This window comes from Bradyrhizobium sp. CCBAU 25338 (assembly GCF_028128965.1).
GTDB classification, from domain to species: domain Bacteria; phylum Pseudomonadota; class Alphaproteobacteria; order Rhizobiales; family Xanthobacteraceae; genus Bradyrhizobium; species Bradyrhizobium liaoningense.
Map to the genome: position 1 here is coordinate 136,774 of NZ_LFKY01000035.1, position 22,500 is coordinate 159,273.

Sequence of the window (22,500 nt, forward strand, 5' to 3'; positions counted from 1 at the left end):
TGGGAGAAGAGGTCGCCCTTTTACTGAAGGTTGTGGCTTCACACGGACCCGGACCTGAACCTCAGTAAATGTCTGCTATGGGAGAAGAGGCATTACATTTACTGAAGCTTAACCTCGTCACTCGGAATGCAAAAACGCAAACCCAAAGACCTCAAATCTATACCGGGGTCCGTGACCCTCAATCTGACGCCGCCGGAAGTTTCTTCGGAGGCCTGCACGTTCTCCCTCGACGCAAGCAGGTTTAAGCCGAAGCCGGAGAAGAAAGTTTCGGAGGCGGCAGATTATGCAATCATCGGTTTCGATACCGAGTACGTGACGCCCGAATCACCCTTAAGCCGCGACGACGTCCGTGAGGGTAGAGCGAAATACCGGGTCCTTTCGTATCAGTTCCACTGTCTCCTTCCGTCCGGAGACGCTTGGTCCGGGATCACCATCCCGCCCGACGGGGAACGGATTTCGATGGGGGAGCTCATTGTCTTCGCTCTCGGGTCTCGGCCGGCAGCAGCAGCGGGTACCAGTTTGCTGCCGCGCTCAATCTATCTCGTCGGCCACTACACAAAGGCAGACCTTCCAGCTTTCTGTGACTTTGACAGCATCAAAAAGATCGCCTCCGCAGTCCGCAGTTCATTCGTATCGACGGACGCCAGCTTTGACTTCGCCATCAGCACGGTCAGTGGCGACCTCGAACTCAGTGTTTTATTGAGGGACACGTTTCTACTCGCCCCTGCTGGCTCTCAATCGCTTGCTTCCCTCGGCGAAATCCTTGGCATCCCTAAGGTGGTGCTTAGAGACGATCCGGCCGAAGAGCACCGAATCAAAAGCCGCATGGATTTGTTGCGGTCGAACGAGTGGCCATTGTTTCGGCGGTACGCGATACAGGACGCGGTGATCTGTGCAGAATATGCGCAGCGTATTATCCGGCTGTGTGAACAGCACCTTGGAAAGACCCGGCTGCCAGTCACGTTGACGTCTATTGGAGTCGACCTGCTCATGAAGAAATGGAGCGACGACTCGCGCGACGCTGAGGCAATTCTTGGTCGAGAGACCGTGAAGGAAAAGCGGTGGAAGAAACGCCTCGGACGTTATCAATCTGAAAACCGGGAAGTCGCACAAGTTAACTACGCTCTGTATGAGACGCTTGCGACCGAGGCGTACCACGGTGGCAGGAACGAGCAGTACTGGTTCGGCCCTGCTTTCGTTGACGATTGGACCGACTACGATCTTTCGAGTGCCTATGCGACTGGCATGTCGCTGATTGGTACGCCTGATTGGAGCAAATTCAAGCACACGCTTGCTGTCGATGATTTTGGTATCCGAACGCTTGGATATGCGCTGGTTGACTTTGAATTCCCTGATTCGGTGCGATTTCCCTCTCTTCCGGTCCGCACCGATAACGGACTCGTATTTCCAAGCAAGGGACAGTCGTTCTGCGCCGCACCTGAGATCGCGCTGGCACGTTCGTTGGGCGCCGAGTTGACCATCAAGCACGGCGTTGTCATTGATTCGGACGGTCGTGAGCCCGTCTTCGCAAGCTACATCACGCACTGCATTACCGAGCGCCGCAAGCATGCGAAGAAGTCACTCGATGATTTGTTCTGGAAGGAGCTGAGCAATTCGACTTATGGGAAGACCGCCCAGGGGCTTCGTGAGAAGCGTGTCTATGACAGTCGCGCTATGGATATGGCCCCTCTCCCGCCAAGCAAGATCACGAACCCGTACTTCGCCGCTTACATTACTTCGTTCGTTCGTGCGGTTATCGGAGAAATCCTCAACGCTCTGCCAGACCGCGTCTGCGTGTTTAGTTGTACGACTGACGGCTTCCTGACTAACGCCACAAAGACCGATATCGATGCCGCCATTCGAGGTCCGGCCGCGAGTGCTTTCAACCAAACACGCGAGCTGCTTACCGGTGAGCCGAGCGTGCTTGAGATCAAGCATCAAGTCCGTTGCCCCCTTGGATGGAGAACTCGTGGCCAAGCAACGCTGGTCGAGGGTTCGGTTGATCGCCCGACAAACATTGTCCTGGCGAAAGGTGGCCTTCGGCTGGATGATAAATTTACCACGGACGAGCTACGCAATGCAGAGATTGTCCGAATGTTTTTCGATAGGAAGCCGGATGACAAGCTGACTTTCGAGAGTCTGACAGGCATCCGCGACATCATCGAATTTGACGCTGACTTGGTCCGCAAGGAAGTCACCCGTCGTGTCAACATGGAGTATGACTGGAAGCGCAGGCCGGACATCTTGTTCGACCATCATGAATACAAGCATTGCGCATTTTCGACCAATCCGTGGGACACGGTCGACCAATTTGTTGCTGTCCGCGAGCTATTTGAGCGGTATCTCGACTCTGACCCGCACTGCATCAAATCCGTTGGAGACTTCGATTCTCTCTCTGTGTACGTCGATGCCAGTATGCAGCTCTCCGAGCAGGAGCGTAGCTACCTTCGCAAACGGTCCGGCGACTTGAAAAGATTGCGTATGATGCTGTGCTCTGGTTGGCACAGCCGGGCGTTCGGCCTTAGAGATAACCCGCATGTGAAAAGCGCACAGCAGTTTGCTGACACCCTTACCGCTTGCGGGGTCAAGTGTAGCAGGGCGAACGTCGAGAACGGCAGCAAGCAACATTTTACGTCGAATAGCGCACCCCCGACCGACGGTGTGCTGGCTGCAATCGGAAAGTTGCAACAACTATTTCCTGACTTGTCGCCCGAGGCTCTTTGCACAACGCACATTCCCGTTGCGTCGATCAAGCCGCGGCGACGTCCCTATGCCACGCTTCGGACTCGTGGAGACACATATTACGAGGGTGTAACTATCCCTGGCGTCGGTCGATTAGAGCCGACGCTACAGTCAAACGCCGAGATAAAGCGTATTTTTGAGCAATCACGCGATTTCACGGATCCTTCGCCATCCTCGGGGTGGTTGAGTCGGCAAGATTACGGACTTGATGATTGAGTTTGCGAGGTACAATGCCGAAGAGACTTACTGCTGAGCAGGTTAACGAGTTCATCACCAAGAGACGTCCTGCATTCGTTTGCGACCAATGCATTGTTCGGGGCGTTGGTCTGAGCGTGCGAGCACACGCCAACCAAATCACTGCAGCACTTGGAACGACCTCGGACTTTGTCCGCGAAAAGGGGAGCTGTCCCGAGTGCAAGCACACTGAGGTTATGGTGATCGCTGCTGTTGACCCAAAAAGTACCAACGATGCGGCACTCCGATTTCAGTCGATTGTCTTGGAGCTTGGAAATGTTACCGTTAAGATTGTCAAGTAATACCTTTTGTATGGCTTAGAGCCTTCGATCGCCCCTATCGCTGGTCAGCATCGAAGGTCTCGCCACTGGCACGATCCAAATGACACCAGAGCCAGTACGAAGAAGATGAAGCCCGAGTCATCGAGACAGACCTCACGTAACGGCATCTCGACCAAGCTTGCCGAGTCACAAGACTGTCGAACAGATGGCCTTGGCTCTTTGATGCGCAGACTCAGCTTACAGCCGGCATGCGGTCGTTGATGCCTATCGTTGGTGTCCAAGACCGATGCCGAGCGTTAACGCCTTCTGCCTCAAAGATCCTTCGCTACGCTTCATCAGCTTCGAAATCTTAGCGACCGGCGTACGGGACTTCGAATGGGCTTTGAGCAATTTGATGTCGGCTGTTGAGTAAGGCTTTCGTACCCGCTTTACGCTCTTCGATTTCTTAGCCAATTACCGCCTCCACTACTTGCTTGAAGGCGCTTCATTAGCAGCGGCGGGCTACAGTTCAATCTTTAAGACTCGCTACGCTCGATGAAATTCAATTGACTTGGCTTACCGATCAGGCTGCTTCTGCGACGGTGCCTTAATACTTTGTATCGCTTCCGTTGGATGCCGTTCGCGATCCCGTTGGAGTACAGTTAGCTATTAAAGCGTCCCGACACGGAGACGCCCTTTGCACTTCATCGAACGATCGGTTGCCTGAGGGGAGACTTCACTCAGCAATCAATTGGCAATTGGCCCAATCTATGGAATCGAACAGCGAACGCTTCTGGCGACGCTTGAGGAGGTAAGCTGTCCAGCCTTCATCCGGCTGGTCCTGGATATCGATCTGCCGATACCCAAAGTCTGTCTTCGCCCATTCTTCACGCACCACGGCCTCGAACCGGCTAAAGCTACAGTGGTATGGGCGGTCAATAATGCAGTGATAGTGCAGCCGATTGTCAGCGCTTGTTTCGAGCACAACGATCATTGGCAGATGCTTGCGGTGACGCTTGGCTGCGCTGCCGAGTAACGAATGCTCAAGCCTGTTACGGAAGTGTCTGAAATTTTCTGAAGCAACGATGTCATCGGCCGAACGTGCGCCGTGCCTCTTCTTCATCGTGAGCGTCACCGCTGCCGGTGCCGTGAATGGCAGCGTGCTTATCAGAAGAGCCAATCGCTCGCGACATGCCTGCTCGGATTGCTTCATCGGTAACGGATAGGCTGCCAACGGCGAGCCCTGCGAAGTCTGCACAGTGTGCGAAGAAGGAAATGGCGAGCTTTGTCACTCAGGATGAGAACCGCACTGGTTGGGCCGGTCAGCAACATCTTCTGCTCGCCGATCGATGTAAGACCGGCAAGTCTGATCCGATACTTACCCTTCGTGTGACGCGTATAGAGAGACTTGCGTAAGTCCATAAGCTCGGCGAAATCGGCCGGTTTGTTCTGCTTCAGCCATTCGAGCACGTCGGTTGGCATGCCATTCTGGAAGCGGTCGCGATATCGCGGCTTAGGCCTCGGTGATGGCTCGGTCGATGATGATGGGGATGAATTGAGGGTGGGCTCTGGCTCCCAGAGCGGTGGCGCTTCGGCCATGGGGGTCTCCATTGGGTTTGGGATCGTGAACCGCACATGTTGTCTGCGGCTCCAATGGAGGTATTTAGAATTTAGTGGGTCACCTTCGCTGCGCTTGGGAGCAATATTGTCTCGCTGCTAATCGTCTCGAAAAAAAGTTGGTTCCTCGTTCCAGCTGTCATCCATCTCGCGGCCGGAACTTTTGATATACCGAAATTTTTGCTTGCTCCGTCGGGCAAAACAGTGGTTCATAGGGTGCTGGTAGCCGCCATAGGGAGCCAGCACCGTGACCGACGACACGTCTTCAGAGCTTTCGAAGATCGCCAAGCTCAACGGTGATTTCGGGAGGAACTACGGAACGCTTCTCGGGGCATTCCTGTATTTGCGCTCCATTAGTGCCGCACGCGGGCGCTCTTGGTTTTGGGCTGGCTTTGTTTCGCTCGTTTTCTCGGCGGCGATGAGTTGGCTTGGGAAACACAGTTTTGCTTGGTTAGGCGCTGGCTGAGAGATCGGGCCAATTCGTGAGCCGTGTCGAACCGCTCTATCGCGCGCTTGGTTAGTACCTCCTCCGAAAATCTCGTTTGCTGCCTCTCGTGTCCAGATGTTGCCAGCAGCACGTAATCTAGGACCGACTTGTTTTCCTCAGCCAGTCGGACAGCGGCGATCCAACCCGGCGGCAGAGGATGATGAGATTGGCGCTGGATTGACCATTTAGGGCACCCACCCTCGGTTCTGAACCACCGCGCAACGCGAACAACAACGCTTACTGATCTATCGACGTGCATGCAGGCGCTGGGATCACCTATTCGAATGCGGCCTCCCTTCTTCTCAACTTCAGAAGCGATCTCGGAAGCGAGTTGAATTCTTTGTTGTTCCCACACCTGACGCGATTCTACATAATCGCAATTGCGTTCTCCGGCGTAGCCAATCAATTGGTAAGCTTTCCGAAGACTGCCGAAGCGACGGTGGTAGACAGTCGAAGATGGAATTCCAGGGGTCTCATCAATAATCGTTGGACCGAGGCGGCCCCTCTTGGCCAGCGTTCGACGCAGCCCCGACAACATCTGTTCGTCAGACAAGTTTAGTCGGCGCTGCTGAATGATCTGCCGTGCTTTATGGAACACTGGTAAATCAACAATAGGCTCTATGCAGCCCTCGCTTCTTATCCAAACATCAGGAGGGTTGGGTCCTAGTTTGGTACCGAGTTTGTGCGAGCTGCGATTGTAGATGAGATTTCCGATGTAGCGCTCATCTCGGATCAACCGCCCTATGGCGGTACCGTCCCAAAGACCGCCAGTACCAGTTGGAATTGCAGCCTTGTTGAGTTTTCGAGCGATAGCGATCTCCGATTTCAATTTCAGGAATTCATTGAAGATCCACTTTACTACGGCGACTTCCTCGTCCGAACCTGGTCCGAACCGGACATGATCGGTGGTTAGATATTTTCTTTCTCCACGCTTGAGGACAACGCCCTTGGGCTGCAAGTTCCCATCGACCAGAATTCGATTGAGCCCGTAGATGGAAGGACCACCAGGCGTAACGCCCAAGCGGGCAAACCTGCAAGCACCCGCGTGAACCTTATTCGAGAGATCACGGCTATATTCAGCCGCCATGACCCTCTTAAGATTCTTCACGATACTCGACAGCATGCTGCCATCGTTATCAAACTGCTCGGCACAGTACGAAACTTTGACGCCGGCCTGTTTGCAAATGAATTCGTAATGAGCGCTCTCGTCCATGTCCTGAAAGCGCCCCCATCGACTGATGTCGTAGACCAGGATATGACCGAAATCAGCATTCCCGCCTTGCACATCTTCGAGCAAGCTGGATAGTCCGGCTCTGTTCTTGATCCTTAGGCCGCTTTCGCCCTCATCGGCGTAAGTTCGCACGATGGCCAAGTTGTGCGCATGCGCATAGGCTGCGATCACGGCAGCTTGGTTCTGGATCGAGTACTGCTGCCGGTCCGTGGACATTCGCACATACTGAGCAGCTCGAAGACCTACCACCGTTTTCGGCAGTTGAGACTTATGAACGACCAGAGCGTTGCTCATTCGCCACCTCCGCCGTACAACGCGCAGCTAAGGATAGATTGAACTACCGAGTCTTCGGCCGCTCAAGGGAAATTCCTGAACGACTGCTGACAGGACTTACGCAGTCGCAATGAGCGACTATTGCCAAACTCACTATTTGGCTTGGTCGGGATCCTCGACGGCAAACACCTCGTAGAACTGCCCCGGCATAGTCTGCGTCAGCAATATCTCCAGCACGACAATGTCAGCATAGCCACTGTTATCATCGCCGGCATTGGTTAGATCTACAACGGTCATCCCATTGCCGGTATCGAAGTTGGACGCGAACGCACCAGGTATCCGGATCAAACCCTGCAAGCTGGGACCCTTCGTGCGGATGGCAACTTTGACTTGTGCCGGGTTTCGCTGGCGGAGTTCGGCAGAGCGAAGATCGATCCTTTGCCAATGATCGAGATCCCCCGACACGGTGCCCAGCTGCGATGAGTCGATCGCCGCAGTGGCCGGCGTGACGAGCACAAACAGAGCAATGAGAACGAGCCGTGGTGTTCGAGGCATAGCTATCGTCAGCCTGTCATCGGGGCAGGCCAGCTGGAACGCCGGCCACTACTGCTTCATTCCAAGTTGCTCTGCACAAACGCTGCCAAGCTGGACGCCAGTTGGGATTGGCCCGTAATAGAGGCTACTATCCTTGTCCTCAGTATCGAGACTTTTGACCGTTCCGTTCTGCGATGCAACGACGTTGACTTTGCAAGCATACGCCCGCGAACTTCCTGATGCGCTGGATGGTCCATCTCGAGATATCGAAACCGAACTCCCACTCGCAAGCTGCCAGCTATAAGCGGTCTCGCCGCTGTTCATCTTGAAGCTGCTGGCGGGCGGCCCCCAACGCATGACAAGAGCATCAACGTTTTTCCCAACGTAGTCCTGGCCCAATTTGGCTCGAACATCCGCTCCTGTTGCGTAACATCCCCCCAGTGCCACACAGAGCACGGCAATTCCCAGCCAACGCATTTTCCTCTCTCCCCCCAGCGACTTATCCAAACGCAACCGTCGAGCGATATCAAGGGCCATTTCTAGTTTTTGAATCATCTTGTCAGACTAATGTCGCTCACTGCTTTGGACGTCAGTCGTGCAGAGGCCAAAAGAAAAAGCCTCCACATTACAAGCGGATATCCTGATCCGGCACTCCGTGACGAATCGCTGTTGCCCAAGTGCTGAATTCAGAAGACGGCGGCTCCATCAACAACGAGGAGCCCATCATGGCACGAGCAACTATCTCTCTGGTTTCCGTTCAGAAGCCGACCGCCAACACTCCGGTCCTTCAGCGCCGCAACAAGTTCACGTCCAGCATTGATCAGCAGATGACGAAGATCGGGCTCTTCCGTGAGGGAAAGCGAATCTCACGCGAACAGTTCTGGGTGGATGCGAACGGCGGGATTTTCTTCCAGCTGCGCTACGGGAAGCAGCCCCTGGAACTGGAGAAGGGAAAGAGTACCCTCAAGGCAGTCGGCACCGGAAATGCTGCTTGGGACGATTTGGTCGAGCAGTTGGAGCAGATCAAGACACTCGCGGTCGCTGGCGGTTTGGACGATGCCCTCTCGGCATGTGCCAATGCGGTGCGATCGAACTTCAAGACTGCAAAAGACAAGAAGGCTGGCAAGGGTTAGCCCTGGCTGTTGACCATCTTCGATAACTCGTCAGACCCTCCTTGGACTCGATACCAAGGAGGGTTTTCTATGGACGATCAACTTGTTACCCATGCTCTTTCGCTCGTCCTTGACGATATTCGCGTTTGCAAATGGGTGACGGCCGAGGTGGATCGGCGTCTTGGCCGCAAAGGGCCTCAGGACCTCGAATTCTGGCGCACATACACCACCGTTACCAACGATCTGATTGATGCGGTGCGAGCGAAGAATGATGCTGGCTGACCCTGGGGAGGCTGCTTAGGCCTTCTTGGCCGGCTTTCGAGCTGGACGCTGAAGAAAGTCGGCCGGCTCCACCTGAAGCACCTTGGAGATCTTCACCAACACCTCCAGGCCGACCCACGTCGATCCCTTCTCCAGCTTGCTGATGTAGGTGCGGTTAACGTCTGCGTCAGTCGCAAGATCTTCCTGCGAGAACCCTCGTTCCCGCCGAATCCTTCTCAAATTTCCCGCAACCACCTGGCGCCAGTCCATAAAGCCAAGTGATCGGGCTGTTGCTTATAAGCGACCACCGCTTTAAATCGACAAAGTGATACTACGCTGGGGAGATTGCTATGCGGAGATTTTCGGTCTTGGCTGCGTGCTTGGCTGCTCTGACAGCTCCCGCACATGCTCAATTCAACGTCTTTAGAGATAGTGCGGCGCAGGATCGAGCAAACGGTCGTCCTATTAACCGTGATCCAGCCAATGCAAAATCGGCTTGGGAGCGGCTGGCTGGCCCGGTCCTGTCATGCACCGACTCCAGCCTTCAGAGAGAGCGCACGAGCGTCCGCGACCTTGTTCAGCGGAACATCTATCCTAACGATCCCTACTACAGCCGGATCATCGCAAAATGCGAACAGGACCTACGCCCGCGGGCATCGGATTCGTCTGAGCCTGTCCGGTCGCCGGAGTGGAAAACCTACCCGATAGAGAAGCGCTTCGCGTACTTCCTCGAAACATTTTGGGTTGATCGGCGCCTGTCGAGCGCAAACTGCACCGAACTCGCCGTTCGGGGAAAAAGTTACTTTGACCGCAAGGCGTGCATCTTGTCGAAGGGCTTCTGGTTTGAAACGAGCAGCCCGCAGCACTGCAAAATGGTCGTTCGGGAACGAACGCCCCTATTTGCAGAGCCGGAGAAGGCTTGGGACGGCAAGGTCGTTGGTAAAGCCATTGTCGGCCGCGAGGTCGCATTTGACCTCGCCACCCTCGATGAAGCTCTCATCCGAAAGGCTGCGGCCGGATTGGATATCTATTTCGAAATAGATGATCCGTCCTCGGTCGTTCGTCGGTTGGCTTTTTCCGACAACCCGGACAAGTGGATCGATGTCCCACCGCCACCCCTGGCTAGCACCTTGAAATTATCTGGCTCAGACGATGAACGATACAACGCTTTGCTGAATGCGCGGGCGGCATGGGCAGCGGATGCCAATCGCTACGAAACCGAGATTCCCGGCTATCAAATAGCTGGCTTCGCCAACCCTAAAGACACCAACTCCGACGAGGGCCTTCGGCTGCTGCATGACAACCGGATGCGAACGTTTCTTCTGCTCTCGACTTCTTCGCATTACGGTCATGCGATGCAGCCACGCCAACAAGATACAAACACTTTGATGAATGCGGAATTCATTGAGACCGTCAAATTAGTTCTGTCGCAGTGTAAGAAATAACAGGGAGCTGCCGTTCACGCGATGTGGATTCCGAAGGAGCGATATGCCTCGGCAGTGTAGTGGACCAGTGTGCCGTTAGGCGGATTACTGAAGTCAAATTGCCTTATGGCCTCATCTATTGCCCTTTGCTTGAAAGGAATGTGGATCGCCTTAACCGTCGAATTCGCGATTCGGCTGGCGAAGGCTGGTGGCCAAAGCGAAGCCAACTGTGCTGGTGCAAGGATCCAATCATATCCAACATAAGTCGCTATTATCGGGATCTTGCACGTGTCGACTGCGTATCCGATCTCAAACGGAACCCAATCACTGTCGAAGCGCGTAGTTTGTCCAATAATCAGGACCATGTTTTTCGAGTTGTTGAGGCGCGCTATAAGGCTCCTTTGCAAAGTCGCTTTGGTGCTGGAATCACGTACCCCTGCCACCTTGTCGTGGCTGTTGATGAACTCGAATTCGATGTCATCGTGCTCGTGCCATGCCTTCAACATCCGATAATACTTTATATCCGACGCAGTCGGGTCTGTTGAGCCCGCAGCGTGGAAGGCTATATAGGTGCCGTTGCGGTAGACCATTATGTCTTCCTCCAGTCTCGCCTTATTTCTCTTATGTCGAGCATCTTGAAGCAATCTTCGGGCACGATGATACTCACCTGCTTGGGAAGGCCTGCCCTTCGACCATAGTCCACAATGGCCAGCACGATCAGGCGAAGAAGATGCTGAGGTGCTATGTTCACGCTGGACTGGCCATTGCCGATAAGCGGCATAGAGATCGGAGCGCCGTTGCCATGACTGTGAATGCTCTGTAGCGCTCCCCGCAGAGCTATCCACAGGGTTGGAACATCGGACGACGCTTTGTGCGTGTCCAAGTGCGTGTGGGACATCGCAACTAAGAAGATCTTGTGGGGACCATTGGGGAGGATCGCTGTCGTGCCGATTTCGTACTTTGTCTTTGGTGAAATCTGTCGCTGAGTCCGCGTGCCTCTAATGCCGAGCAGCGCCGCGTCCACCATATTCCGAAAGCGGCTGCTGTCCCCATTGAAGACAGCCGTTATCAATTTCCCGTGCAGCGAATTCTTCGAGACAACTTGTCCAAGTTCACTGTCGAAGAACTCCCCCACCCCTATCAGCCAGTCTGTCGGCTCACTAAGCAGATCACCATATCGAATCTCGATCTTGGTGTTTGTAGTTGGAAGGATAAAGTTGACCGACCTGACCTCGTATATCTGCCTGACGAAAGCGATAGCGGAAGCCGCCGCAACGAATGCGATATAGTAGCCCCCGTGTCCTTTTATCCATTGTTCGACCGGGATCGAGACCATATTCGCGATCTCGGTGATCAGCCAAACTGCACCTGCTGCGCCGAACGCTTCTACGATCCCGGACCACCAGCGGCGCCGAATGCCAACCTGCAGAGATTTGATAAGTTCGCCCGCCATCCTGATTCCCCTCAGACAAAATCTTAGCCGAGGCCGACAACACTTCAAAGTTGTGGCGGCACGTATGCACCGGTGAGATTCCAATAACTTGAGGCCGGCGCCAGTTGGGCGCTCGGGATCGCGCTTAACCCGAGCCGTGGTCGGAGATAGATATCAGCCAAGCGGCGGCCCTAAAGCCATTGTAAGACCACGAGGCAGTCGGCCTCTGCTTCATAGTGTGAGGCCAACATTGTTTATCATCTGCTTCACGTCAACTTCTGACCCAAAGCAGTGAAAGACAAAGAGCTAATCGATTTTAGCACTAGTCAGCGCTTCCAGCTTGGTACGGAAGGCCTTTCGATATCCTTTGGGTATGTGATCCAAGCGCTGCAAGAAGTACGTCGGACCAGCTGTTTTACTCATCGGCAGCACCTCGATCGGAATTCGGAGGAGGGTCTTTTTTGCCAGTAGAGCGCCGCTGGCTCTAATTGTCAGCAAGCCTCGCGCATCGGGCTCTCCTGTCCCGATAAGGAGTGGAAGATCGAAATGTGTCCCCTGGCGCAGCTCTTCGCATCGCCATGTCACCAAAGTGCTTTGGCCGCCTGATTCGGGCACGTCGAGTTCGTGAAATATGTCGATGCGCGGCGGAGCCAATTGGTCGCGCCGAATCAGCCCGAGATGGGAAATGTCGCCTATCCCCCCTCTGGGCTTCGGCGGTGTAGGCGCTTTGAGGATTGATTTCAGTAGCTTGGATATCGAGTTGATCGGTCGGAATTGAAAAGGAGCGCTAACTTCCGCCTCAACGAGCACTTTCTCAGCGGCTCTATCGCCATCATTGCCGACGTTGATGTCGATATGACGGGCAAAACCGAATCCTGAAAGTAACGTATGGAGAGTTTCGGCAACCTCATGTGATTTACTTACGAACCGCCGATAGTCGCTCAAATACTGTTTGATCTGAGATTCTTCGAGTCCTGTGACCCCTTGTAGACTCATACCCAAATCGAATGGACCCGGCGAATACAATCCATGTCTCCGAACCAGAGCTTCACGCGACGTCTGCGGTTCGCTTTCGACGACGGCTTCGGCAAAAGCCTTCAGGCACGGATCTTCAGCAGCGTCGGGTTTGTCCTCGATGACAATCTTATTTTGTCCGTGGGCATCCGTTACCGTTAGGGCCAAGATTGGTCGGGCTCCAATCTCGCGTTTGAGATCGCTGATCTCTATATCGCGCTCGTCAGGACCTTCCCGCCGGCGCCATTCGGCCAACGGACGCGCAACGGGCAATCCAGCTTGGCGGGCCAAACGTATTGGTTTGCTATCATCCGCCAAAAAGGCAAGTCCTGCTACATTTCTGGCGATAGCGACAACCTCGGCGACGATGCGATTATCGCTGTCCTCGAGCTCAAACTGGTCCGCGTCCAAGTCAGTCTTGCGAAATAGCTGGCCGAACTCGACGGTGACTTTGGGGTTATCTTCACGAAGTACCACAACCCCGTTTTCGCTTTCCTCCATACGTCGCGAAAGCTGGCTGAATTCAATTGCACGCCTCCGCAAGCGGCCGCTCTTGTTCTTATGCTCATCCATCTCTTCGCCGACTTTCGTCGGAACAATGACCCGTACCCACTCCACATTCGAAACAAGCGTCCTCCAGGGGATGTTCTCCAGAGCAACGAATTCAATAAGCAAGTTTGTATCGACGCAGTAAGCCGCGTTTTTGGGAGCAGGTGTGTTCATATGGAGTAACCTTGACCAATGCCGACCGTTCACGAAAGGGGAGCGCAGACATAAGATCTATGAGGCCAACACGAAGACGACAGTTGGATACAGAGCAGACGTGAACGAAAAGGAACCGTCTTGGGTAGGCCGTCAAACGTAAACGCTGGTTTGCTTTTTAAGGCTGTCGCGAGATCACAATCTAGCTAACTCCGATGCTCATTAGCGCTGCTGCGTTCGGCGCCTGGGTTGGGCTTCGTGACGCCCGCTGAGCCTGTCCGTGAAGGGCACATACTCGCTATTCAGCAGCTGAGGCGCCAGGAAATGGGCATGTAGTTGCCCCCGCTCAAATAGCTAGAAGGGAATATCGTCGTCCATATTGGACGGCGGCTTCTTTTCCTCGATTTTAGGCTTCGGCGGTTCGATCTTCCTTTGAGTGGGCGCCGGTAGCTGCTTTTGCTTTTCGGTCTGCGCCCCCCAGAAGACGCGACCGATTGCATCGAAGATGTCTATGATTTTTGAACGCTCAGTGGCGTCGCCAACGACACCGGCTACCTCCATGGTTAGGGCTGCGAACCGATCAAATCTTGTTCGACGTTGCTCGACTTCGCCTTGTAGGTCGTTGAGGCGAGAGATGAGCTTCTCCCGCTTGCGATCGTCGATCTCTAGTTTCTGAAAAATGTCCAGGACCTGATCGAGGTGGTGGTGAACTTTCCGCCTGGCCGTGTCGTCGAATTGGACAGAATATCCTTGTTCGCGTTGGCTTCGTCTGATGCGGAGCATAGTGCAATAGTGCATAACGTCTTTATTGAAGTTCAGATAAGTGGTGAAGTTTACGTCCTCGATCGATGGGACCTCACTCTTAAACTCGCCCTCCAACTCGAGAGCTTTGATTGCAGCCAACACTTTCGCAATATAGTCGACATAGACCACGTCAGTCCGGTCGTTCTGGTCCAAAGCGGCTAAATGTCGGTCGCATTCGGCGCGGAAATGAGTCTCTAGCCGCAGGAATGCCTCTTCGGGGTCTTCCGGCAAATCGTGGTAAGGGTCGGTGCCAAAATCACTCATCTTTACCTACCAACAGGCACCGGAGCAGGGGCGGCATACTGTGCAAGCACCGCCGCGAGCCCTTCGCGAGTTGCCGGATCAAGTAAATGGCCGTGCGTCCGTAGGAGAGGCGGCAAATATTCTCGCGCGCAAAGCGAGGCGTGCTGCACTTGGTCATTGCGGTGAGATATGTTGAGCAGCTCGACGATCTGCGCGTCAGTCGCGCGGTTCAGATACGGCAAGGTGAGCTGGAAGTTATATTCGGCGCTACGAAAAGTGCGAGACCCTGCTATCAGCCTCATGCCTGCGTTGACGGTGAAGGCGACATCATGCGACGCGAGACCGGGAAAAATCTGCTGATACGTTGCTTGCCCGTTTAGGAGCGGTGACGACTGGATGTGGTTGATGGCGCCTTGGGGGATCGATCCATCGAGGGAAAGGGGGATGATGGTCATGCGCCTGAAGGCGGCGATGCCGGATTCCTGCTTGCACCATATGGAGGCATAGTAGCGCTGGCTCAGGATTGGCACGAACAGATCGGCGAGACCGATCTGGCGCAATATTTCATCGCGCCATTGGATCGATACCTCGATGTGCTCGTGAGCCATAAACGAGCGGATACCCAGAGTTTCGAGAAGCCCAGCTACGTTCGCTGCAACGAAGCGGTCCTCGGTCTGGTAACTCATGAACGCATACATGCGGCTTAGTCCCCCTCGCTCCAATTGGTTAGCGTCAGGATCTTGGGCAGCCCGCCGAAACGGCGCCAGAAGGCGGGTGGTATCTCTACACGTAGGGGGTGATGCTCGTCAGTTCCGATATAGAAATTGCGCTCATCGCCGGCAATGGCCAGCCGGACGGGGCATCCCGAATGCTTCGTCCACCCCCTGAGGTTGGCGATGCTCATCGGGCCAAAGCCTGTGCGGATCGCCTCAGCGTCCTCGAAGATGTTCGCCGCCGCCGAGATGCCCTGCGACAGCATGCGGGCCGCCTTGGCCTGGTCTTCCTTGTTCATCGAGCGAACGCGTTCCTGCGTCTCGTCGCCGAAGTCGAGCAGGCTCAGCCGTTTGGCTGTGCCCTTTATCCGGCCGGCCAATCGGGAGGTCTTCGGACTGAACATGCGGTAGCCCGGAAAGTCAAAAAGCTTCCTGACGTCCAGGAAGCTCTCCACTTCTTCAGCTCCAGCCCGGGTCCGGCGCACGCGCCGCGACATCTCCGTCACGTCCAGTGAGCCCCGGCCGACGTGCCGCCATAGGTCTACCCGAATGATCTCGGTGAGGCGCTGCTGCAAGACCCCATGCACCTGATCGATGGCTTCAAGGGTAGGCAGCGCCTCGGCGATCACCTCGCGAGCCGGCCGATTAAGGTGCAGGTTGGTCAGCAGGTAGGCGATCGTGCGCCGCTCGGCTTCTTCTCGCGTGAACTGCTCCATCGCCTCCCAGTGGCCTTCAGGATTGAGGGTGGCGAAGCAGTCGGGGCCGATCATGCGGATAACATGCTCGTCCGGAAACCAGGCGATCTTACCGTTATGGGAATACTTCGGCGACCGAGGCGAACAGCAAGGGCAGGGGGCGTGCCGATCCGGCGCGCGGTGGCTCGGTGGTAGGTCGTAGGTACCGAGATAGACAATGCGCGAGCCCGTCACCGGCTTGGAGTGCGTGTGGTGCCGCCACAGGTGCGGCTCACCGGTCTTCTTGATGTGGTCCTTGATCTCGCGGACGACGGCCTCAGCAGAGGCACGATTGCGATAGTACGGCTTCGGATCAAACAACTCGTCGGGGATATCCAAATGCAAAGACATTGCGAATCGCTCCTGAGTGATTTTCTGTCACGCTGGCGGTCCTCCCTTTTTCTAGGTTGTTAATTCGTCCATATACCCGAATTCTCGATTCGTAAGGATCTTTGTCGATCTTTGTGTGTAAACTCCTTGGTATCCCCCAAAATCCTCCTGCGCTGCGCCTCTTGACGGGCGAATCACTGGATGGGGATATCTGGCCTGTCGGGAGATAGAGTAACCGCGGTCAATCACTGTTGCCTTATTTTTTAGGCCAACGGAGAGCTTCCGGATGAGAGGCCGCGGTGACAAAATTCATTGCATACTTCCGAGTATCTACGGAACGCCAAGGCAAGTCTGGCTTGGGGCTGGCCGCTCAGCGAAGAAAGATCTCCGACTTCGTTGCGGGTGCTGGCACGCAGATTGCTGAATTTTGCGACGTACAGTCAGGAAGAGACGATTCGCGCGTCGAACTGCAGCGGGCGATCCAACTGGCTAAACGCGAAAACGCGAAGATCGTTATCGCCCGCCTCGACCGCTTCTCCCGTCGAGTCAGCTTTATCGCCAGCATTCTTGAACAGGGCATCGGACTTGTCTGCGCTGAGATGCCCAGCGCTACTGACTTCCAACTCCACATCTTCGCTGCTCTCGCACAGGAAGAGCGCCGACTAATCTCAGAACGAACGAAGGCTGCTTTGGCCGAGGCAAAACGTCGAGGAAAGATTCTCGGATCAAACGGAAGGAATTTGGCCGCGAAGAACCGCAAGGCCGCTGACGAATTTGCATCTCAGCTCAGGGCTAAACTGGATGCGGATGTATTGCAGCTTTCTTACAGTGAGATTGCGAGGCACCTGAACGACGCGGGAATTACGACGGCAACCGGGCGGAAATTCTATCCGCAGACGGTCAAAAACTATCTGAAACGAACGAGCCTCCAATCGTTCGCTCGAACTATGCCGTGATCGCTCAACCCCTTCTCTTGCTTATGTCGGCGGCGGCCGATCTCTGTCGACCATTGAGCAAGCGATCTTAGCCAAACTGCGCGACATTCTAAACCCCACAGCTGGCGTGGTGGTGGGGTCAGTGGGGATGCTCTATAACTCTATGAACGTCGTGATCACGAAGAGCAAAAGATGGTTGATCTTACCAAGGCAGACGTTCTCAAAACCCATATTGATAGCGCCGTTATTTTGATCGCTTACGAGAGCGCATACGTCTCGGCCCATACCCAGCTAGTGTTCTCGCCTACTCGGCAATCCCAATACTTTCTCTGTGAGAGTGGGCAGAACGTTTTCCGAATGCCCCAGCGCCGCCTGATTAAGCAGCGACTCCAAGTCGCTATCGAAGTGCGGATTATTAATCGGCGACCCGTTGGCCGCGATCAAGAAATTGTAGGGCGTTGTGTATCTAACTCTGAGCGTGCTTCGAGAAGAAATATCTATTAGCTTTCCATCGCGATACGCTGCACCATCGTCATATTCCGCACGCGTTACCAACATTCCATCCTCGACTAGACCGTACTCTTCGCTGTCATAGCCGAATGTTTCTAACCGACGTGCTAATCTCGCTGCGTCAGGCGGGTCATACAGGCCTGTCGGCTTCATTGGCTCGGTCTGGACGTAAACGAAGCAATACTTGTAGTTTTGGGCAGGAACTGCCGCTATCCGTTCAACGAGCAGTTCTTCATAGTTCATCAGAAACGTCCCGTCGCGTTGATCCACGAAACGTTCGATCTGAAGATTCCCACCGCGCCACCACCAAATTGGAGCGCCGTTCTTAAATTTTATCGGTGGCGCCAACAAACGCATTAGCCTTTGGGATATTTCGTCTCTATCGTAGAACCAAGATAGTTGCGTGATCCCAGGAAACGCAGCTCGGAAGCGCTCATAGAAGAACGCAGTCGACGGCAAACGGCTGTCTTCTTTCGGCTCGATTTTACGAGGTGTTGGACCCGTTTCTTTAAGCGCTGGTCGTTCCTGCTTCGGTTGTCTTTGGTGTTCATCGGCAACTTGTTCGTTTTTCAGCGGCTCCCCGGTTAATGATTGCCGATCCGCAAGTAGTTGGTAGATTACCTCCGCAACAAGCAGTTGATCTCCGCTACTCAACGGCTTCCGGTTGCCGCGCCCTCTTCTTACCATAAGATTGTTCTGAATCTCCTTCAGAGCGGGGGCGACGTCTCTGTTTTGGCGGAGATAGAGCCCAATGCTGTCCAACCCTTCGTTCAGGTCGTATTCCGCGCCGGGAGGTAGCTCGGGATTGTTAATTCTCATTGCCAGCGCAGCTGCGCGCATGAAGCGCTTTGGAAGCGGATCCACACCTTCGAATTCGCGGAGCGCGGTCGTTCCATTGACACTTACCGACAGAAACTCGTTTCGAATTTTTTGAACAAAACCCAGAGCTCCGTAACCGAAGCGGTCCAGCGTTTGGGTTCCCGCTTGCGGAATACCATCTACAAACTTTCTATTGAGCAGGTCGTAGAATCGATTCTCTTTATAGAAGCCGCGATGGCCGTCTTTGTGCACGTCGGCTTGGACTTCCTTTGCGGTAATCGGTGTGATGCTGGTTATGGTCTCACCCGCATCCACCCGTTTAAGTAACTGAAGCATCGATAGCTCTAACGATTTAATTGGATCTCCGAGACTCTCCATCCATCTATAGCGTTCCGTCACACCTTTCAGCTCCGGCATCACTATAACTAGATCGATATCGCTGTTCGTCGGATCAAACTGATTGCCGTTGTCGTAGATCAGACTGCCAAGCAAATACAGGTTCTCTACGCCGGACTGCTCGATTAGGTCGGCAGCCCAGAGTTCAAGAGCGATTCTCACATCTAGCGGTGTGACGGACATTTTATGAATCCAAAGGGGAGAATGCTTAGTAGGATATATGCTGAACATATTTGACGTGTGGCGCGAGCGCAATTCGTGCCACGTTCCCCCCCAAGCCGGCAATTCGCCGTTGAGGAAAGATTACCTCCCTGAGTGACCTGTTTGGGATTCTTTATTTCCCGTCCACCGCTGGCTCGTCGGCCGGTAGTTGGAAGACAGTGCCATCTGCGGCAAGCACGTTGAAATCCGGCGCCTTCCCACTGACTTTCTGAATGAACTTAGCCGGGTCTTCAGGATCAACAAACAGTGTCATGCTCTGACCATCGCGGAAGATCACCTCAAAGCGTTGAGTGTCCGGGTCCACCGTCAGGCGCAACTCGCTGATCAACGATTGCAGCCTCGATGCGATCTGAGCGCGGAGCTTGTAGACATCCCCACCTCTGGCGGCCCTCACACGCTCGATCAACCCCGCAACCTGGTCGGGGTGCCGGTAATACGTCAATGCCGTCTGATCGAGGATCGCAATCTCGTGGCGCAATTGCTGCTCCACCTTCTTTGCTTCAGCCAGCTCCTGCTCGCCCTTTCTGATTCTGTCAGCCAGAAATTCGCTATTGAACTCAGCCATTTTCATGCTGGTCTCGAACGCACGTCGAAGTTCATCCTGAATGAGCTTAATCCTGCCTTCGACGGCTTCGATCTGGAAAGCCAGTTCGCTTCTCTTGGTCGAGTGCTCGCTTGATTGGACCAGCGATGCCAAATCAAGCTGCTCGACGAACGACAGGAACGTCGACTCAAGCTGATCATAGCGCCAGCGGCCGGTCATTTCGCATCCGACATTCCGGAGTGCATTAGAGCATACGAGGTACGACTGCCCTTTGGGCGGGGTGCCTTTGTTTTGATAGTGCATTGGCTTGCCGCAGTAGTCGCAGACCGCCAACTTCGAAAACAGATTGGTGAAATTCTTGCCCTTGGGTCCACCGCTACCCTTCCGGCCAGACTCAGGCTTTGTCTTTCGCTCCAGCCGGCCGCGCTGGGCTGCCTCGAAAACCGACTGGGTCACAATGCGCGGGAAGTAGTTGAGGATGGGATCACCGTCGGGAGTCCGCTTCCCGCCTTCCATCCGGTTGGGCTGGAATGTTCCGATCGCCGCTGCGCTACTCAATATCTTGTTGACGGTCGAGTTCTGCCATCCGCCTTTGCCGGTGAAGGTCGGGACGTTTTCTTCGTTCAAGCGCCGAACGATTGTGAAAGTCCCGAGTCCCGATGCAGCCTCATCGAAAATTCTGCGGACCACTGCGGCATGGTCCTCCACTACCTCAAATCCCATGCGATCCGGTGTCAGGCGCAGCCAGCTTGGGCACCTTGCTGTGAGCTTTTTCTGCCCGATTACAGCCCGCTTTGCCTTCCAGGCTTGGGACAAGCGATCGCTTTTGCGGGCCGATTCCTCGTTCGCTCGGCTCATCTTGGCGATCGAAATAATTAGGTCCTCAAAACTGATCTTGCCCGTGAAGACGCGCTCATCGTCCAGAGTGACCAGAATCAAGCCTGCCTCGACGATCTCCATGAACGGCTTCAGCGCGACCATCGGCTCCTGTCGGCTCATCCGGTCAAACGATTCGAGAAGCAGGTACGAGCCCCTCTCGATCTCGCCCGCCCGAACAGCCTCCAGGAACTCCCCGAACCTTCCTGAAGCGATGTTTTTGCCGGAGTAGGCCGAGACACCGATGTCATGCCAACGATCGTCCTCGACCAACTCTAAGCCGTGCCTTTCGGCGTATTTCCGGGAGGCTTCACGCTGACGGCGAAGGCTATCGCCCTTCAGCTGAAGGTCGGTGGACATTCGGACGTAGGAGAAGGCTTTCGGGCGCGAAGATGGATGAGCTACAACCATCTGCAATTATTACTATTTAGTAATTTAATTGTCCACCATATCCTCATGATCGGCGCGCCCGGCGCCGGCAAATCGATGCTGGCGGCGCGCCTGCCCTCGATCCTGCCGCCACTGTCGCCGGGCGAGCTGCTCGAGGTCTCGATGATCGCGTCGGTGGCCGGCGAGATCGAGGGCGGCGCGCTGACGGCGCGGCGACCGTTCCGCGCGCCGCATCATTCCGCCAGCATGGCCGCGCTCACCGGCGGCGGCGTGCGCGCCAAGCCCGGCGAGATCTCGCTGGCGCATCAGGGCGTGCTGTTCCTCGACGAGCTGCCGGAGTTCGATCCGCGCGTGCTGGATTCGCTGCGCCAGCCGCTGGAGAACGGCGAGGTCGCGGTGTCGCGCGCCAATCACCGCGTCACCTACCCTGCCCGCTTCATGCTGGTCGCGGCGATGAATCCCTGCCGCTGCGGCAATGCGTTCGAGCCTGGCTATGCCTGCAAGCGCGGCCGCATCGACCGCTGCACCGGCGACTACCAGGCGCGCATCTCGGGTCCCCTCATGGACCGCATCGATCTGCGCATCGAGGTGCCGGCCGTGACCGCGGCGGACCTGATCCTGCCCCCGCCGGCGGAGGGATCGGCCGAGGTCGCCGCACGCGTGGCGGCGGCGCGCGACATCCAGCTCGCGCGCTATGCGGATGCTGGCCTGCCAAAGGTCCGCACCAATGCCGAGGCGCCCGCCTCGGTGCTGGAGGAGATCGCAAAACCGGATGCGCAAGGCGCCAAGCTGTTGCGGGATGCCGCCGAGACCATGCGGCTGTCGGCGCGCGGCTATCACCGCGTGCTGCGGGTGGCGCGCACGCTGGCCGACCTCGACAACGCGGACAAGATCGGCCGGCTGCACCTCGCCGAAGCGCTGTCCTACCGCGCACTCGCGGAGGATGTGCGGCAGATGGCGTGATCGCGTCGCGCATCAACCCGGCGGTAACGAGTTTCCTTTACGCTCTGCAAACCATACGGCCCGCGAGTTTCGGTTGTGAGTTCCAGAAGGGCCCGGCGAGTAGAGTGTCATGTTGCGTTTCAAGATCCTGGCCTCGGTTGTTCCCCTGCTGGCGGCTGCGGTGTTCGCCCGTGCCGAGATCGGATCGGTCTCGCACCCCTGCATCGCGCTCAGCGACACGACGGTCGAGCTCACATCCCTGTTCTGGACCGCCAACGTGCATGTCGCCTTCACCGACGATCCCGCGCAGGCCACGGTGCGGGTCCAGATCACCGATGACGCGGACGCCGCGGACTTCACGGTGGTGGACGACGGTCTCGGCTCCGAGCCGGACTCCTGCGAGCTCACCCCCTCGACACGGCTGATCTCGATTGCCGCACAGCCCGTCGACGGCGGGCCGGTGGTCTATCTCTCCAGCGAAGGACCGGCGGATTACCGCATCTATGTGCGCTCGAAGACGTTCTCGCAGCGCGAGGCTGCCGCGCTGATCGTCGGCGCCCGCGGCGGCCACCGCCAGCTCCAGGCCGCCTCGCTCTGAGCCGTTAACATCCCGTCAACCCTGTCGGAAGGCGGGGCCCAGGCCGCAAACTGTTCGCAAGGTCGGCGCGACATCGTGGCAGCCGGCGAACACAGGTTTCGAGCAAGAGAGTCGGGTCGGT

The 22,500-nt window shown here is 55.6% G+C and carries 20 protein-coding genes and 1 pseudogene; 7 read left to right on the top strand and 14 right to left on the bottom strand.

Features of this window, described 5'->3' with window-relative positions:
* Window positions 1-171 precede the first annotated feature (171 nt).
* Entirely contained in the window at window positions 172-2,958 is a 2,787-nt protein-coding gene (locus tag ACM42_RS15855; RefSeq protein ID WP_271528795.1) for a DNA polymerase, read from the top strand.
* Window positions 2,959-3,521: 563 nt separating this feature from the next.
* Here the strand turns inward: ACM42_RS15855 and ACM42_RS15860 are convergent.
* The 5 genes from ACM42_RS15860 to ACM42_RS15880 all read right to left on the bottom strand — a co-directional run bounded on the left by ACM42_RS15860 (window position 3,522) and on the right by ACM42_RS15880 (window position 7,399).
* Window positions 3,522-3,710 carry a hypothetical protein gene (locus ACM42_RS15860; RefSeq protein ID WP_271528796.1) on the bottom strand — a complete coding sequence of 63 codons (189 nt, stop codon included), beginning with the start codon at window positions 3,708-3,710 and terminating at the stop codon, window positions 3,522-3,524.
* A gap of 262 nt (window positions 3,711-3,972) precedes the next feature.
* On the bottom strand, window positions 3,973-4,470 hold the full coding sequence (locus ACM42_RS15865) for a rolling circle replication-associated protein (protein WP_271528797.1): 498 nt from the start codon (window positions 4,468-4,470) through the stop codon (window positions 3,973-3,975).
* Window positions 4,446-4,835, bottom strand: coding sequence for a hypothetical protein (locus tag ACM42_RS15870; protein WP_271528798.1), 390 nt, complete (start codon window positions 4,833-4,835; stop codon window positions 4,446-4,448). The genes ACM42_RS15865 and ACM42_RS15870 overlap by 25 nt, the downstream gene beginning before the upstream one ends.
* A gap of 371 nt (window positions 4,836-5,206) precedes the next feature.
* Window positions 5,207-6,865 carry a recombinase family protein gene (locus tag ACM42_RS15875; protein ID WP_271528799.1) on the bottom strand — a complete coding sequence of 553 codons (1,659 nt, stop codon included), beginning with the start codon at window positions 6,863-6,865 and terminating at the stop codon, window positions 5,207-5,209.
* 132 nt (window positions 6,866-6,997) lie between these two features.
* Window positions 6,998-7,399, bottom strand: a complete 402-nt coding sequence (locus tag ACM42_RS15880) for a hypothetical protein (RefSeq protein ID WP_271528800.1) — start codon at window positions 7,397-7,399, stop codon at window positions 6,998-7,000.
* A gap of 704 nt (window positions 7,400-8,103) precedes the next feature.
* Here ACM42_RS15880 and ACM42_RS15885 point away from each other — a divergent pair.
* Window positions 8,104-8,511: a hypothetical protein gene (locus ACM42_RS15885; protein ID WP_271528801.1), complete on the top strand. Its 408-nt coding sequence runs from the start codon at window positions 8,104-8,106 to the stop codon at window positions 8,509-8,511.
* 69 nt (window positions 8,512-8,580) lie between these two features.
* Complete coding sequence (locus ACM42_RS15890; protein ID WP_271528802.1) at window positions 8,581-8,772, top strand: hypothetical protein; 192 nt, start codon at window positions 8,581-8,583, stop codon at window positions 8,770-8,772.
* A gap of 15 nt (window positions 8,773-8,787) precedes the next feature.
* Here ACM42_RS15890 and ACM42_RS15895 read toward each other — a convergent pair whose 3' ends face one another.
* Complete coding sequence (locus tag ACM42_RS15895) at window positions 8,788-9,021, bottom strand: helix-turn-helix domain-containing protein (RefSeq protein ID WP_271528803.1); 234 nt, start codon at window positions 9,019-9,021, stop codon at window positions 8,788-8,790.
* An 80-nt stretch (window positions 9,022-9,101) separates the two neighbouring features.
* On the opposite strand from ACM42_RS15895, the gene ACM42_RS15900 reads away from it, so the two are divergent.
* Window positions 9,102-10,196, top strand: a complete 1,095-nt coding sequence (locus tag ACM42_RS15900; protein ID WP_271528804.1) for a hypothetical protein — start codon at window positions 9,102-9,104, stop codon at window positions 10,194-10,196.
* Window positions 10,197-10,210: 14 nt separating this feature from the next.
* Here the strand turns inward: ACM42_RS15900 and ACM42_RS15905 are convergent, their stop codons facing one another.
* The 6 genes from ACM42_RS15905 to ACM42_RS15930 form a co-directional block, all read right to left on the bottom strand.
* Entirely contained in the window at window positions 10,211-10,765 is a 555-nt protein-coding gene (locus ACM42_RS15905; RefSeq protein WP_271528805.1) for a TIR domain-containing protein, read from the bottom strand.
* On the bottom strand, window positions 10,765-11,628 hold the full coding sequence (locus ACM42_RS15910; RefSeq protein WP_271528806.1) for a macro domain-containing protein: 864 nt from the start codon (window positions 11,626-11,628) through the stop codon (window positions 10,765-10,767). Before ACM42_RS15910 ends, ACM42_RS15905 begins: the two co-directional genes overlap by 1 nt.
* A 285-nt stretch (window positions 11,629-11,913) precedes the next feature.
* The gene (locus ACM42_RS15915) at window positions 11,914-13,344 is read right to left on the bottom strand and encodes a PIN domain-containing protein (protein ID WP_271528807.1); all 1,431 of its coding nucleotides are present in this window, start codon (window positions 13,342-13,344) and stop codon (window positions 11,914-11,916) included.
* A gap of 333 nt (window positions 13,345-13,677) precedes the next feature.
* Window positions 13,678-14,391: a hypothetical protein gene (locus ACM42_RS15920; RefSeq protein ID WP_271528808.1), complete on the bottom strand. Its 714-nt coding sequence runs from the start codon at window positions 14,389-14,391 to the stop codon at window positions 13,678-13,680.
* 2 nt (window positions 14,392-14,393) lie between these two features.
* Window positions 14,394-15,068 (bottom strand): toll/interleukin-1 receptor domain-containing protein, encoded by a 675-nt coding sequence (locus ACM42_RS15925; protein ID WP_271528809.1) that lies wholly within the window; start codon window positions 15,066-15,068, stop codon window positions 14,394-14,396.
* A gap of 5 nt (window positions 15,069-15,073) precedes the next feature.
* Window positions 15,074-16,168 carry a hypothetical protein gene (locus ACM42_RS15930; protein WP_271528810.1) on the bottom strand — a complete coding sequence of 365 codons (1,095 nt, stop codon included), beginning with the start codon at window positions 16,166-16,168 and terminating at the stop codon, window positions 15,074-15,076.
* 278 nt (window positions 16,169-16,446) lie between these two features.
* Between ACM42_RS15930 and ACM42_RS15935 the strand changes: the two genes are divergently transcribed.
* The gene (locus tag ACM42_RS15935) at window positions 16,447-17,103 is read left to right on the top strand and encodes a recombinase family protein (protein ID WP_271528811.1); all 657 of its coding nucleotides are present in this window, start codon (window positions 16,447-16,449) and stop codon (window positions 17,101-17,103) included.
* A gap of 270 nt (window positions 17,104-17,373) precedes the next feature.
* Here ACM42_RS15935 and ACM42_RS15940 read toward each other — a convergent pair whose 3' ends face one another.
* Window positions 17,374-18,990, bottom strand: a complete 1,617-nt coding sequence (locus ACM42_RS15940; RefSeq protein ID WP_271528812.1) for a hypothetical protein — start codon at window positions 18,988-18,990, stop codon at window positions 17,374-17,376.
* A gap of 151 nt (window positions 18,991-19,141) precedes the next feature.
* Window positions 19,142-20,860, bottom strand: coding sequence for a recombinase family protein (locus ACM42_RS15945; protein ID WP_271528813.1), 1,719 nt, complete (start codon window positions 20,858-20,860; stop codon window positions 19,142-19,144).
* Window positions 20,861-20,893: 33 nt separating this feature from the next.
* Here ACM42_RS15945 and ACM42_RS15950 point away from each other — a divergent pair.
* A pseudogene (locus ACM42_RS15950) lies at window positions 20,894-21,802 on the top strand (YifB family Mg chelatase-like AAA ATPase); the annotation flags it as partial.
* Between the two features lie 109 nt (window positions 21,803-21,911).
* The gene (locus tag ACM42_RS15955; protein ID WP_028180737.1) at window positions 21,912-22,379 is read left to right on the top strand and encodes a hypothetical protein; all 468 of its coding nucleotides are present in this window, start codon (window positions 21,912-21,914) and stop codon (window positions 22,377-22,379) included.
* Window positions 22,380-22,500 lie beyond the last annotated feature (121 nt).

Bases quoted from the DNA above. Each gene is read 5' to 3' on its own strand.
- ACM42_RS15870 (WP_271528798.1), bottom strand. From the start codon at position 4,835: ATGGCCGAAGCGCCACCGCTCTGGGAGCCAGAGCCCACCCTCAATTCA.
- ACM42_RS15955 (WP_028180737.1), top strand. From the start codon at position 21,912: ATGTTGCGTTTCAAGATCCTGGCCTCGGTTGTTCCCCTGCTGGCGGCT.
- ACM42_RS15945 (WP_271528813.1), bottom strand. From the start codon at position 20,860: ATGGTTGTAGCTCATCCATCTTCGCGCCCGAAAGCCTTCTCCTACGTC.
- ACM42_RS15920 (WP_271528808.1), bottom strand. From the start codon at position 14,391: ATGAGTGATTTTGGCACCGACCCTTACCACGATTTGCCGGAAGACCCC.
- ACM42_RS15905 (WP_271528805.1), bottom strand. From the start codon at position 10,765: ATGGTCTACCGCAACGGCACCTATATAGCCTTCCACGCTGCGGGCTCA.
- ACM42_RS15885 (WP_271528801.1), top strand. From the start codon at position 8,104: ATGGCACGAGCAACTATCTCTCTGGTTTCCGTTCAGAAGCCGACCGCC.
- ACM42_RS15895 (WP_271528803.1), bottom strand. From the start codon at position 9,021: ATGGACTGGCGCCAGGTGGTTGCGGGAAATTTGAGAAGGATTCGGCGG.
- ACM42_RS15930 (WP_271528810.1), bottom strand. From the start codon at position 16,168: ATGTCTTTGCATTTGGATATCCCCGACGAGTTGTTTGATCCGAAGCCG.
- ACM42_RS15880 (WP_271528800.1), bottom strand. From the start codon at position 7,399: ATGCCTCGAACACCACGGCTCGTTCTCATTGCTCTGTTTGTGCTCGTC.
- ACM42_RS15940 (WP_271528812.1), bottom strand. From the start codon at position 18,990: ATGTCCGTCACACCGCTAGATGTGAGAATCGCTCTTGAACTCTGGGCT.
- ACM42_RS15890 (WP_271528802.1), top strand. From the start codon at position 8,581: ATGGACGATCAACTTGTTACCCATGCTCTTTCGCTCGTCCTTGACGAT.
- ACM42_RS15875 (WP_271528799.1), bottom strand. From the start codon at position 6,865: ATGAGCAACGCTCTGGTCGTTCATAAGTCTCAACTGCCGAAAACGGTG.
- ACM42_RS15925 (WP_271528809.1), bottom strand. From the start codon at position 15,068: ATGTATGCGTTCATGAGTTACCAGACCGAGGACCGCTTCGTTGCAGCG.
- ACM42_RS15915 (WP_271528807.1), bottom strand. From the start codon at position 13,344: ATGAACACACCTGCTCCCAAAAACGCGGCTTACTGCGTCGATACAAAC.
- ACM42_RS15900 (WP_271528804.1), top strand. From the start codon at position 9,102: ATGCGGAGATTTTCGGTCTTGGCTGCGTGCTTGGCTGCTCTGACAGCT.
- ACM42_RS15910 (WP_271528806.1), bottom strand. From the start codon at position 11,628: ATGGCGGGCGAACTTATCAAATCTCTGCAGGTTGGCATTCGGCGCCGC.